The organism is Glaciibacter sp. 2TAF33 (assembly GCF_052114945.1).
In the GTDB taxonomy this organism is placed as follows: Bacteria; Actinomycetota; Actinomycetes; order Actinomycetales; family Microbacteriaceae; genus Cryobacterium.
In genome coordinates this window covers 48,521-60,762 of record NZ_JBFRFS010000012.1, presented here as the reverse complement: position 1 = coordinate 60,762, position 12,242 = coordinate 48,521, and the positions used below count along the sequence as shown (strand labels likewise).

At 68.8% G+C, this 12,242-nt stretch carries 12 protein-coding genes; 2 read left to right on the top strand and 10 right to left on the bottom strand.

The genetic code is table 11. The features are described from left to right. Nucleotides 1-4 precede the first annotated feature (4 nt). The 4 genes from AB4Y94_RS13750 to AB4Y94_RS13735 form a co-directional block, all read right to left on the bottom strand. Nucleotides 5-979: an AAA family ATPase gene (locus tag AB4Y94_RS13750; RefSeq protein ID WP_441728526.1), complete on the bottom strand. Its 975-nt coding sequence runs from the start codon at nucleotides 977-979 to the stop codon at nucleotides 5-7. 62 nt (nucleotides 980-1,041) lie between these two features. After that, entirely contained in the window at nucleotides 1,042-1,530 is a 489-nt protein-coding gene (gene coaD / locus AB4Y94_RS13745; protein ID WP_441728405.1) for a pantetheine-phosphate adenylyltransferase, read from the bottom strand. A gap of 76 nt (nucleotides 1,531-1,606) precedes the next feature. After that, nucleotides 1,607-3,826 (bottom strand): ATP-dependent DNA helicase RecG, encoded by a 2,220-nt coding sequence (locus AB4Y94_RS13740; RefSeq protein WP_441728404.1) that lies wholly within the window; start codon nucleotides 3,824-3,826, stop codon nucleotides 1,607-1,609. Between the two features lie 25 nt (nucleotides 3,827-3,851). Then, nucleotides 3,852-4,757 carry a tetratricopeptide repeat protein gene (locus tag AB4Y94_RS13735; RefSeq protein WP_441728402.1) on the bottom strand — a complete coding sequence of 302 codons (906 nt, stop codon included), beginning with the start codon at nucleotides 4,755-4,757 and terminating at the stop codon, nucleotides 3,852-3,854. 50 nt (nucleotides 4,758-4,807) lie between these two features. On the opposite strand from AB4Y94_RS13735, the gene rsmD reads away from it, so the two are divergent. Next, nucleotides 4,808-5,395 (top strand): 16S rRNA (guanine(966)-N(2))-methyltransferase RsmD, encoded by a 588-nt coding sequence (gene rsmD, locus AB4Y94_RS13730; RefSeq protein ID WP_441728401.1) that lies wholly within the window; start codon nucleotides 4,808-4,810, stop codon nucleotides 5,393-5,395. Nucleotides 5,396-5,564: 169 nt separating this feature from the next. Here the strand turns inward: rsmD and thiL are convergent, their stop codons facing one another. Further along, a complete protein-coding gene (gene thiL / locus AB4Y94_RS13725) occupies nucleotides 5,565-6,545 on the bottom strand; it encodes a thiamine-phosphate kinase (RefSeq protein ID WP_441728399.1) in 981 nt (326 codons plus the stop codon). A 24-nt stretch (nucleotides 6,546-6,569) separates the two neighbouring features. On the opposite strand from thiL, the gene AB4Y94_RS13720 reads away from it, so the two are divergent. Next, entirely contained in the window at nucleotides 6,570-7,148 is a 579-nt protein-coding gene (locus tag AB4Y94_RS13720) for a DUF3515 family protein (RefSeq protein WP_441728398.1), read from the top strand. 196 nt (nucleotides 7,149-7,344) lie between these two features. Here AB4Y94_RS13720 and AB4Y94_RS13715 read toward each other — a convergent pair whose 3' ends face one another. Genes AB4Y94_RS13715 through leuD form a run of 5 tightly spaced genes read right to left on the bottom strand, consistent with a single transcriptional unit; the run spans nucleotide 7,345 to nucleotide 12,242 of the window. Continuing rightward, nucleotides 7,345-8,448 (bottom strand): D-alanine--D-alanine ligase family protein, encoded by a 1,104-nt coding sequence (locus AB4Y94_RS13715; RefSeq protein WP_441728397.1) that lies wholly within the window; start codon nucleotides 8,446-8,448, stop codon nucleotides 7,345-7,347. After that, a complete protein-coding gene (locus tag AB4Y94_RS13710) occupies nucleotides 8,351-9,478 on the bottom strand; it encodes an NAD(P)H-dependent glycerol-3-phosphate dehydrogenase (protein WP_441728396.1) in 1,128 nt (375 codons plus the stop codon). The genes AB4Y94_RS13715 and AB4Y94_RS13710 overlap by 98 nt, the downstream gene beginning before the upstream one ends. Beyond that, nucleotides 9,468-10,241, bottom strand: a complete 774-nt coding sequence (locus AB4Y94_RS13705) for a lysophospholipid acyltransferase family protein (RefSeq protein WP_441728395.1) — start codon at nucleotides 10,239-10,241, stop codon at nucleotides 9,468-9,470. Before AB4Y94_RS13705 ends, AB4Y94_RS13710 begins: the two co-directional genes overlap by 11 nt. 7 nt (nucleotides 10,242-10,248) lie before the next feature. Beyond that, nucleotides 10,249-11,637, bottom strand: a complete 1,389-nt coding sequence (murA, locus tag AB4Y94_RS13700) for a UDP-N-acetylglucosamine 1-carboxyvinyltransferase (protein WP_441728394.1) — start codon at nucleotides 11,635-11,637, stop codon at nucleotides 10,249-10,251. Then, nucleotides 11,634-12,242, bottom strand: a complete 609-nt coding sequence (gene leuD / locus AB4Y94_RS13695) for a 3-isopropylmalate dehydratase small subunit (protein WP_441728393.1) — start codon at nucleotides 12,240-12,242, stop codon at nucleotides 11,634-11,636. Before leuD ends, murA begins: the two co-directional genes overlap by 4 nt.

Sequence of the window (12,242 nt, the reverse complement as noted above, 5' to 3'; positions counted from 1 at the left end):
GCCGTCAGGTTCTGCTCTGGACGCCCACGGGAACCGGGGTGGCCGCCACGATGCGGCGCACGACCTCCTCGATGAGCGGGCCGCTGTCCTGGTGATGGTGGCCGAGGGCGCGGCTGGTCGGCATCAGGCGGTGCCCGAGCACGGGCACGGCGAGGGAGTCGATGTCGTCCGGAAGCACGTATTCGCGTCCGTTGACCGCGGCCTGCGACTTCGCCGCCCTGATCAGCTGAAGCGTCGCTCGCGGGCTCCCACCCAGGCGCAGGTCACGGTCCTCTCGCGTTGCCCGCACCAGATTGACCGCATACTCCTTGACGGCCGGCGACGCGAATACGCCGCGGGCCGATGTCATCATCGATCGCAACTGCGCGACGGTGACCACCGCGTCGATCATGGACAGCGGGCTGGTGGTGTCACGCGCGTCGAGCATCATCAGTTCCGACTCGTTGTCGGGGTAGCCCATCGAGATCCGCGCCATGAAACGGTCGCGCTGGGCTTCCGGCAGCGCGTAGGTTCCCTCCATCTCGATCGGGTTCTGGGTGGCGATCACCGTGAACGGCATCGTCAACGGGTACGTGGTGCCGTCGACGGTGACCTGTCGCTCCTCCATGCACTCCAGCAGGGCCGACTGGGTCTTGGGACTGGCACGGTTGATCTCATCGCCGATGACGATGTTCGCGAAAACCGCGCCGCGCTTGAACTCGAACCGGCGCTCGGCCTGGTTGAAGACCGACACCCCGGTCACATCCGAGGGCAACAGGTCGGGCGTGAACTGGATCCGGCTGACCGAGCAGTCCACCGACTTGGCCAGCGCCTTGGCCAGCATGGTCTTGCCGACGCCGGGCACATCCTCGATCAGGAGGTGCCCCTCCGCCAGGAGCACGGTGAGCGCGGTCAGCACGGCTTCCGGTTTGCCATCGATGACCGCTTCGATGTTCCGCATGATGGATTCGGCGGCCGACTGCACCTCGGTGATGGTCATCACCTGGTCGTCGTCGAGTGGGACAGCCGCGTCATCGGCCAGCACCCGGGACGGGATGATATTCATACTCTCGTCCCCTGGAGGAAGTCGGCCACGGCAGCGGGAACGTACGGGGCGACGTCCCCGCCGAGCCCGGCGACCTGCCGCACCAGTGAACTCGACACGTGTGCGTGCGACGGGTCGGGAAGCATGAAGATGGTCTCGACACCGGCCAGGTTGCGGTTGACGATCGCCATGGGCGTCTCGTAGGCGACGTCGACCTGAGAACGGATGCCTTTCACGAGCACGCTGGCACCGACATCCGTGCAGTAGTCCACCAGCAGGCCGACGTTCCAGGAGGCCACGACGATATTGGTGGGCAGACCGCCGTCACGGATCGACTGCTCGAGCAGGGAAACCCGCCGGTTGATCGGCAGCAGCGCCGACTTGTCCGGGTTGTGCACGACCAGCACGTGGAGCTCGTCGAAGAGGCCGGCAGCCCGTCCGATCACGTCGAGATGCCCGAGCGTGACGGGGTCGAACGAACCAGGGACGACGGCAATCCTTCGCATACTTTCACACTAGCGCCATGGGCTAACCGCGGGTACGCGGTTCAGCACACTCCAAGACGGACGCTGTCCTCCGCGATCAGCTCTTGGTGAGCGACGCACGCTCGGAGTCATCGAGCCGGCGCTGCACGGCGCCCTGCAGCGCGGGAATGCCGGCCAGGCCGGGGTCTTCGTCGATGAGGCGCCCGGCGTGCTGGCGGGCCGCGGTGATGAGGTCGCCGTCCGTGGCGACGCGGAGCAGCCGGAGTGAGGACCGCCCGCCGGATTGGTTGCTCCCGAGCACGTCGCCCTCCCGCCGGAGTTCGAGGTCCACCTGCGCCAGGTCGAAGCCGTCGAGAGTCGCGGCGACAGCATCGACCCGCTCGCGTGCGAGGGAGCCGGACTCAGCCCAGGTGACCAGCAGGCAGAGCCCCGGCACGTCCCCGCGGCCGACCCGCCCGCGCAGCTGGTGCAGCTGTGAGACCCCGAACCGGTCGGCGTCCATCACGACCATCACCGACGCGTTCGGCACGTCGACGCCCACCTCGATCACGGTCGTCGCCACCAGCACATCGATGTCGCCGGCGGCGAACGCCCGCATGACGCTGTCCTTGGCGTCGCTCGACATCTGGCCGTGGAGTTCTTCGATCCGGGCTGAGGCCAGTACGGGGTTTGCGCGAAGTTCCGCCAGGACCCATTTAACGGATGACGGCGGGCGGGCGGGCGCGCCGCTCGCGTTCGGCCCTCCGGTCGCCTCCGACGCGTCGAGGATCTCGCCCTCTTCCGGCTGTTTCAGGGTGATCGCCGGGCACACCACGAACGCCTGGCGGCCGAGCGCCAGTTCCTCGGCCAGCCGATCCCAGACCCGGGTGGCCCAGGCCGGTCGCTCGCCGGGCGGGACCACGAAGCTCTCGATGCCGGCCCGGCCCACGGGGAGCTCGGTGATGGTGCTCACGTCGAGGTCACCGAACACCGTCATTGCGACGGTACGCGGGATCGGGGTGGCGGTCAGCACCAGGACGTGCGGGGGGACGGCGCCCTTCAACCGCAACGCCTCGCGCTGGTCAACGCCGAACCGGTGCTGTTCGTCGATGACGACCAGGCCCAGGTCGAAGAACTCGACCTTCTCTCCGAGGAGGGCGTGGGTGCCGATGACGATGCGTGCCTGCCCGGACACGGCGCGCAGCATGGCCTTGCGCCGTTCGGCGACCGGCAGCCCGCCGGTGAGGAGCGTCGGCATCAGGCTCGCGGACAGGTCGGGGCCGAGCACCCGGGCGATGGAGCGGAGGTGCTGGGCGGCGAGCACCTCGGTCGGGGCCAGCAGCGCGGCCTGGCCGCCGGAGTCGGCGACAGTGAGCATCGCCCGCAGCGCCACCAGGGTCTTGCCGGAGCCGACCTCACCCTGCACCAGCCGGTTCATCGGCCAGGTCTGCGACAGGTCGTCGGCGATCTCGCGCCCGACGAATTTCTGGTCTCCGGTGAGGTCGAATGGGAGGCTCGCGTCAAAGCGCTCGAGGAACCCGCCCTCCACCGGTATTCGCGGCGTCGCGGGTTTCTTCCTCGCCTCCGCGCGCTGCTGCAGGAGTGCCGCCTGCAGCACGAACGCCTCCGTGAAGCGGAGGGTGTCCCGCGCCTTGCGCCATTCGGCGTCCACCGTTGGACGATGAATCCATTCCAGCGCCCTGCCGTGCGGCTCGAGGTGCAGCTCCGCGCGCACAGCGGCCGGCACCGGGTCGGGCACCGGCGCCAAGCCGTCCAGCGCCAGCTCGACGGCGTTGTGGATCTTCCAGCTCGGGATGGTGCTGGTGGCGGGGTAGATGGCGATCGGGGTCTTCGCCCACTTGTCGGCGGTGATCGGGTCGGCCAGGATCGCGTCCGTCGCCGCACCGAACAGCTCATAGTCGGGGTGGGCGAGTTGCAGTTTATGGCGGTAGTCGGTCACCTTGCCGGCGAAGACGCCGCGAACGCCGGGCCTCAACTCCTTGGTGCGCCAGCCCTGGTTGAAGAAGGTGAGGGCAAGGATGCCCTTGCCATCGGAGATCTTGGCCTCGAGAATCGATCCGTTGCGGGTCTTCATCGACCGTTCCTGCACTTCCAGCACCTCGGCCACGATGGTCACGTTCTCATCGATCGGCAGGTCGCTGAGGGCGGTGAGTTCCCCGCGCCGGGCGTACCGGCGGGGGTAGTGGCCCAGGAGGTCGCCGACGGTGACCATCGCGAATGCCTTCTGGAGCGCCCGCGCGGATGCCCCGCCCACCGCGTCGACGAGCTTGGTGTCAAGCCCGAAGCTGCCGGCTACGGGCGCGGGCGTGGAAGTCATACGTCGATCGTATGCGGAGCCACTGTCAGTCGGGTTCGACCGGGGTGGAGAGAGCGGCCAGTTCGGCCCGGACGAATTCGTCGTCCGGGCGTTCCTCCGCCAACACCTGCTGGATCGCCCGCGCCTCGTCGGTCCGCCCGAGGGTGCGCAGGCACCGACCGAGGGCCCAGCGCCCGATGAATCGCTGGTCGGCGGTGCCGACGGCGTCGGCGGCGGCGAGTGCCCGCTCGAAATGGGTGATCGCCTGGTCGGGGCGGCCGCTGTCGTGCAGGTGCCAGGCCAGGTTGTTGTGCAGCGCGACACCCCACCGCCGGGTGCGGTCATCCGTCACGGTGTCCAGCAGGTCTAGGCCGTCTGCTGCCCATTCCTCTTCCTGGCCTTCGTCGGCCAGGGCGAGCATGTGGAGGGCGTCGAGGGCGAGGAACTGCGAGCCGGCCGCGGCAGCGTGGCGGGCGGCAAGCGTGAACAGTGGCACGCCCTCAGCGGGTCGTTCCGCGTTCACCCGTAGTCGTCCACGCTCCAGGGCGATCCGGGCGAGGAGGCGCTCCCTCGTTGCGTCCGGGTGAGCGGATGCCTGTTCGTGCCGGCCGGACCCGGCCTGGGCGGGTTCCGCCGGGCCGGACGCGGGCGTGACGGACGCGGGCTCGCCGGACGCGGACTCGCTTGACGCGGGCTCGCTTGACGCGGCATCCGTTGTGTCACCTTGCGGACCACCCACCATGGCCAGGGCAGTGTCGAGCACTGCTTCGGCTTCGTCGAACCGTCCGAGCAGGCCGAGGGCGCGGGCACGCTGGGTGGCCAGTTCGACGCGCACCGATGGGCGGGACTCAGTGTCGGCGGCGCCGCGGAACCGTTCGGCCGACGCGGCCGGGTCGCTGAAATCCCAGAGCGAATCGAGGGTGGCTTGGCTGATCGATGAGGCGTCGGTCACCCTTTCATCTTCGCACCCGCGGGCGTCGGCGGCGATAGGCTCGATCTGAAATGACGCGAATCATCGCCGGGTTCGCCGGCTCTCTTGCCCTGTCCGTACCCAAGTACGGCACCCGGCCGACGAGCGACCGCGTGCGCGAGGCGATCTTCTCGGCGCTCGAGGCGAAGGACGCCATCCACAACGCCCGGGTGCTCGACCTGTACGCCGGATCCGGCGCGCTCGGCCTCGAGGCGGCCAGTCGCGGTGCCCGCTCCGTGACCTTGGTCGAGAAGAGCTTCGGGACGACCCAGATCTGCCGCAAGAACGCGGAGGCGATACTCAAGGCTGCGCCGCAGCGCGACTCTGTGGACATCCGCGTCACCGGACAGCCGGTCCAGGCGTTTCTCGGGGGGTCGGGCAGCCGATTCGACCTGGTCTTCCTTGACCCGCCATACGAGCTCAGCGAAGTCGAACTCGCACACAACCTGGCCGCGCTGGGCGCCCTTCTCGCTGAGGACGCAGTCGTCGTGGTCGAGCGCAGTTCCCGCTCACCCGAGCCCGCCTGGGGCGGCGCCATCGAGCTCGCCCGGCGGAAGGACTACGGCGACACCACCGTCTGGTACGCCGTCGCCGCCCCCCTTCCCCCTTACGGGACCTGACGCCCCCTCTCCCCCGCCCCCTCTCCCCCGCCCCCTCTCCCCCGCCCCCCTCCCCTTCTCGCCGAGAACGCACTCGTTGGGTTTATGCGGGCGTCTTAGACCCAACAAGTGCGTTCTCGCGGAACCGGGGCGGGGCCATGCGGGGCGAGGCGCGGGAGGAGGCGCGGCTTCAGGCGACGGAGCCGTCCCAGCCCAGGTAGGGGTCCCAGCCACGCTGGTCGTGCGGCACGCCGTCGACCAGCACCGCGCCGGCATCCGCTGTGACCGTGCCGAGTCGGCGGAAACCGGACGGGAGCGGCGCGGTGGGCGGGAACGTCGCGAACAGGCCGTGGTCCTCGCCGCCGTGCAACGCGGCATCCGGATCCGCACCGAGCGCCACCGAGTCGAAGTCGATGCCGACCCCGCTCGCCCTGGCCACCCGGCCGGCGTCGATGGCCAGACCGTCCGAGACGTCGAGCATCGCGGATGCCCCCGCCCGCGCCGCCGCAACGCCGAGGCCCACCGGCGGCTCTGGCGTCAGCTGTGCCGCCAGGGGACCGGGATGCGCGAGCTTCAGCGCCGCGGCGCGCTCGGCATCCGGGTTCCCCTGGTCATCGACGGCGTGCCGGAACAGCAGCGCCAGCCCCAGGCCGGCGTCCCCGAGGCGACCGGCCAGGGCCACCACGTCGCCCGGCCGGGCACCGGAACGGAGGACCGGGGCGCGCCCGTCGAGGTCGCCGAACGCGGTCACGGCCAGGGTCAGGGCGTCGGAGGCCGAGAGGTCTCCCCCGACGACCCCGCAGCCAGGCGCCAGGGCTTCGCAGCAGTCTCGCAGGCCGTCGGCGATCCCTTCGAGCACGCTGACGGGGGTGCCGGGAGGCGCGGCGATCCCGACGACCAGCGCGGTGGGCGTGGCGCCCATCGCAGCCACGTCCGACAGGTTCGTCGCTGCGGCCTTCCAGCCGAGGTCGTGCGGCGTCGACCAGGCCAGCCGGAAGTCGGGTCCCTGCACCATCATGTCGGTGGTGACGACGAAGCGGCCGTCCGGTGCGCTGATCACCGCGGCGTCGTCGCCCGGACCGAGAAGTTGGGCGGCAGCGACCGGGAGCCGCGGGAAGATGCGGGCGAGGACTTCGCCTTCGGTGAGGTCGGCGAGTGTCTGCTGCGTCATGCTTCAAACGGTAGCCTGAAAGGGATGACTCCCCGACCCACCCGCCTCGCCGGCACCCGGCTGTCGCGCCCTGCCAGATCCGTTCTCGCCGGCCTCACCCTCGGCCTGGCCGGGGTGGCACTTGTCGGCTGCACCGCTGCTGTCCCGCTCCAACCCGCAACGGATGCCGTCAGCCCGATCTGCGCGGACGTGGTCGTTCACCTGCCCCCCGCCGTCGCGGACCAGAAGGAACGCGAGACCAACGCCCAGGGAACCGGTGCGTGGGGCACACCCGCATCCGTTCTCCTGCATTGCGGTGTCGACGCGCCGGGTCCGACCACTCTTCCCTGCGTCAACATCAACGGCATCGACTGGATCAATGACGATTCCGAAGCGCCGAAGTACCGGTTCACCACGTACGGGCGCACACCCGCGGTGGAGGTCGTCGTCGACTCCGGCACGGTGAGCGGGTCGACCGTCCTGGCCGACCTCACCAGCGCCGTCGCCCTGGTGCCGGTCACCGGGACTGCGTGCACCGGGATCGCTGACCTCCAGCTGCCGGGCGACGCCGGTTCTGCGCCCACCACGCTCGCACCGACGCCGTCCCCCTCGACAGCGCCGTAACCGGCGTCGCTGACCCGGTCGCGACGCGTCTCCTGCACGCGTGCACCCGGTCGCGCTGAGGATTCCTGCACGCGCGCTTGGCAGGCCCTCAGCGCGAGGCGGAAACCTCAGCGCGAGGCAGAAACCTCAGCGCGAGGCGGAAAGCCCAGCGCGAGAGGGAAAACCCCTGGGCAGGGACGCCAGCGGGAACGCCCCGCTACGAGCCGTGCGCCGCGTGCGCCAGCGCCACGTCGATCAGTTCGTCGATAAGTCCCGGGTAGGTGTACCCGCTCGCCAGCCAGCAGCTCGGGAACATGGAGATCGGCGTGAAGCCGGGCAGCGTGTTGATCTCGTTGATCACCCAGCCGTCGGCGGTGAGGAAGAAGTCAACCCGGGCCAGCCCGGCCCCACCGATGGACTCGAACGCGCGGATCGCCAGCTGCTGCATCGACGCCAGCTCCTCGACCGACAGCGGCGCGGGGCAGACCAGCTCGATGCCGGGGGCATCGAGGTACTTCGCCGCGAAATCGTAGAAGTCTCGCCCGGAGACCACCACTTCACCGGCGACGGATGCCCGGGTGGGCTGACCGGGCCGACCCTGCAGCACTCCGACCTCGACTTCGCGTCCGGCCAGTCCCGCCTCGATCAGGACCTTGCTGTCCTCGGCCAATGCCACGCGCATCGCGTCGGCCAGCTGTTCAGGCTCGGACACCTTGCTCACGCCGACACTCGACCCGGCACGGGCCGGCTTGATGAAGGCGGGCAGGCCAAGGTCTTCGATCGCCGCGTACGCCATGCCGGGAGCGTCGGCCCAGTCGTCGGCGGTGATGGTGCGCCAGGGCGCCACCGGCAGCGCCGCCTGCTGGAACACGGTCTTGGTGAAGTGCTTGTCCATTCCGAGGGCCGACGCGAGCACACCGTTGCCCACATAAGGCAACCCCAGCAATTCGAGCAGGCCCTGGATCGTGCCGTCCTCGCCGTACGGCCCGTGCAGGATCGGGAAGACGATGTCGACGGTCCCGAGCGAGCGCGGCTTGCCGGTGCCGTCGACGACGGTGAACTCGCGGGAACCGGTGCCATCCGGCCAGCGCACGCGGCTGCCGTTGTCGGTGACCTCGGGCAGCGCGTCGGGGTTCAGGGTGAACTTCGCCGGGTTGTCGTCTTCGAGCACGAAGACCCCGTCACGGGTGATGCCGATCGGGATGACATCGTAGCGATCGCGGTCAAGCGCCGCCAGCACCCCGCCCGCTGTTGCGCAGCTGATCGAATGTTCGCTTGAACGCCCCCCAAAGAGCAGCGCCACCGTGAGCTTGTCCGTCATCAATCGTCCTTTCACCCTGCGGTTCGGCAGAGTCGGTGGTCAGGTGGGGCGCGATGTCCCGGGGAGCAAGCGTACCGGCCAGGACCTGCCGCACCTGCTCGACAATGGGCATCTCGACGCCCTTGGCGCGGGCGAGCTCCAGGATCGGGCCGACGGATGCCAGTCCTTCGGTGGTCTGCTGCATCTGCTTCACGACGTCGTTGTAACCGTAGCCCTGCCCGAGCAGGCGGCCCGCGGTGTTGTTGCGCGACAGCGGGGACTGGCAGGTGGCGATGAGGTCCCCGAGCCCGGCCAGCCCGGCCAGCGTTTCGGCCTGGGCGCCATACGCGACGGCGAAGTCCGTCATCTCGACCAGGCCACGGGTGATGATCGACGCCTTGGTGTTCTCCCCGTAGCCGACGCCGTCGACGATGCCGATCGCCACGGCGATGAGGTTCTTCAGCACACCGCCGAACTCGGTGCCGATCACATCGGTGTTCACGTAGGAGCGGAAGTAGCGGTTCGTCGCAAGCTTGGCAACGGCCTGGGCCGTCTCGAGGCTGGCCGAGGACACAACGGCTGCGGTGGGCTGCTCCTTGGCGATCTCCAGGGCGAGGTTGGGGCCGGAGATCGCCGCGACCTGCTCGGCTGCGATCGGGAGCACCTGCCCGATGACCTCGCTCATGCGGAGGCCCGTCGTGCGCTCGACCCCTTTCATGAGGGACACGACGATCGCGTCCGCTCCCAGGTAGGGCGCAGCGGAGATGAGGTTCTCCCGCAGGGACTGGCTCGGCACCGAGACGAACACCTGCTCGGCCCCCGCCAGGGCGAGGTCGAGGCGCGCCGTCGCGCGGAGTCCGATCGGCAGGTTCACGCCGGGCAGGTAGTCGCTGTTCCGACGGGCTTCGGAGATCTCCCTGGCCAACTCGGGCCGCCGGGCCCAGAGCATGACGTCGGCGCCGCCGTCGGTGAGGATTTTCGCGAACGTCGTGCCCCAGCTTCCGGCACCGAGAACTGCGACGCGGGTGCCGGGCTGGACTTTAGGCTTCAAAACGGCCGGTCTCTTTCTGGTCGTGGTCCGCCGGGTTCCAGCGCACGGCCGGAGCCTTCTCGTCGCGCAGGTCTTCGAGGAGGCGCGTGATGGCATCCATGACGACAGCTGTCGCCTCGTTGAGGGTCGCAGAGTCGAGGCTGCGGCCGCGGAACTCGGACAGGTCGACCGGGTCGCCGATCTTCACCCTGATCGACTTGCGCGGGAAGAGGCTGACCTTTTTCGAGTACCGGGCCATCAGCGCCTGGGTGCCCCAATGCGCCGCCGGGATCACCGGGATGTCCTGCTCGAGCGCCACCCGCACCGCGCCGGTCTTGCCGCGCATCGGCCACAGGTCGGGGTCGCGGGTGAGCGACCCCTCTGGGTAGACGACCACCATCTGACCCTTGTCGACCAGCCGCTCTGCGGCCTGCACCGGACCGTTTCCGCGGGCGGACCCGCCGCGGGTAACCGGGATCTGGCCTGATTTGCGCAGCACCCACCCGGCCACCGGCAGCTCGAACAGCGAGGCCTTGGCCATGAACCGGGGCAGTCTCCCGAGTTTCCACGACACCACGCCCATCACCACCGGGTCGATCTCGCTGTAGTGGTTCGGCGCGAACACGAAGGCGCCGCTCCGCGGGAACTTCTCGGCGTCGACGATCTCGTAGCGGGCTGCCAGGTTCATCAGGGGCAGCAGGATGCCGGCGAGCACCCAGAAGATCGACGGACGGGATGTCTCGCGACGGATGCGGTCTGGCTGGGGCGGTGGGCTTGTGGGCACAGACCTATTATCCTTCGAGATCGAAGTCAGCCCCCAGAAGCTGAAGCTTGGTGATGAAGTTCTCGTATCCGCGGGAGATGATTCCGACGTTGCTGACCGTCGACGTGCCCTCTGCGGTCAGTGCGGCGATCAGGTGGCTGAAGCCGCCGCGGAGGTCCGGCACTTCGATGTCGGCGCCGTGCAGCTTCGTCGGACCGGTGATGACGGCCGAGTGGTTGAAATTGCGCTGACCGAACCGGCACGGGTGGCCGCCGAGGCATTCCTTGTGGATCTGGATCGTCGCGCCCATCTCGATCAGTGCGTCGACGAATCCGAAGCGCTGCTCGTAGACGGTCTCATGCACGATCGACACGCCGTGGGCACGCGTGAGGGCGATCACGAGCGGCTGCTGCCAGTCCGTCATGAAGCCGGGGTGGACATCCGTTTCGATGATGACCGGTTTCAGGTCGCCACCGGGGTGATAGAAGCGGATGCCGTCATCGTGGATGTCGAAGGCGCCCCCGACCTTGCGGAACACGTTGAGGAAGGTGATCATCTCGGCCTGGCGGGCCCCGCCGACGAAGATGTCACCGTCGGTGGCCAGGGCGGCCGCGGCCCAACTGGCCGCCTCGTTCCGGTCGAACAGGGCACGGTGCTGGTAGCCCTCGAGCCGTTCGACGCCTTCGATCCGGATCACGCGGTCGGTGTCGACCGTGATGATGGCGCCCATCTTCTGCAGGATGTTGATGAGGTCCATGATCTCGGGCTCGATCGCGGCGCCCTTGAGTTCGGTGATCCCGTCGGCCCGCACGGCGGTCAGCAGTACCTGCTCGGTCGCGCCGACGCTCGGGTACGGCAACTCCACCTTGGCGCCGTGCAGGCCGTTGGGGGCCGACATCCGGATGCCGTTGGGGAGTTTCTCGACGACGGCGCCGAAGGTGCGCAGCACCTCGAGGTGGTAGTCGATCGGGCGGTCGCCGATGCGGCATCCGCCGAGGTCGGGGATGAACGCCTCGCCGAGGCGGTGCAGCAGCGGGCCGCAGAACAGGATCGGGATGCGCGAAGACCCGGCGTGGGCGTCGATGTCGGCGAAGTGGGCGCTTTCCACGTCGACCGGGTCGAGGATCAGGTCGCCGGGCTCATCACCATCGGTGACCTTGACCCCATGCACCTCGAGGAGGCCGCGCACGATCCGCACATCGCTGATGTTCGGAACGTCCTTGAGCACGCTGGGGCTCTCGCCGAGGAGGGCCGCAACCATGGCCTTGGTGACGAGATTCTTGGCGCCCTTGAGTTCAATACGCCCAACGAGAGGAATACCGCCGCGGATGGTGATCTTGTCGCCTCGGAGTCCAACGGCTGCGCCATGGTTCTGGGCTTCTTCGCGGTTGTGTGCGTCTTCGTCGGGTGTGCTCACTCATTACCTACTTCTGCGGGGAGGGTACGGGGTCGCCAGGACTCCCGCTTGGATTCGAATTCTGCTATCCGCGCCTCATCACGCAGGGTCAGGCCGATGTCGTCAAGGCCTTCGAGTAGCCGCCATCTAGTGTAATCATCGATCTCGAATGAGACTGTGAGGTTGCCGACTCGTGCCGCGCGTGCGACCAGATCGACGGTCATTTCTATTCCCGGGGCCGCCTCGATGGCTGTCCACAGGGCTTCGGCATCGTCCTCGGTGATCTGCCCGGCCAGCAATCCCTGCTTGCCGGAGTTACCGCGGAAGATGTCGCCGAAGCGGGGGCTCAGCACCACGTCGAACCCGAAGTCCCGCAACGCCCAGACGGCGTGTTCACGCGACGAACCGGTTCCGAAATCGGCCCCGGCCACGAGGACCCTGGCGCCCTGGTATTCGGGACGGTTGAGCACGAAATCAGGGTCCTGACGCCAGGCGGCGAACAGCGCGTCTTCGAAGCCGGTCTTGGTCACCCGCTTGAGGTAGACGGCCGGGATGATCTGGTCGGTGTCGACGTTGGACCGGCGGAATGGGACGCCGACCCCGGTGACTTGGCTGAACTTCTGCAC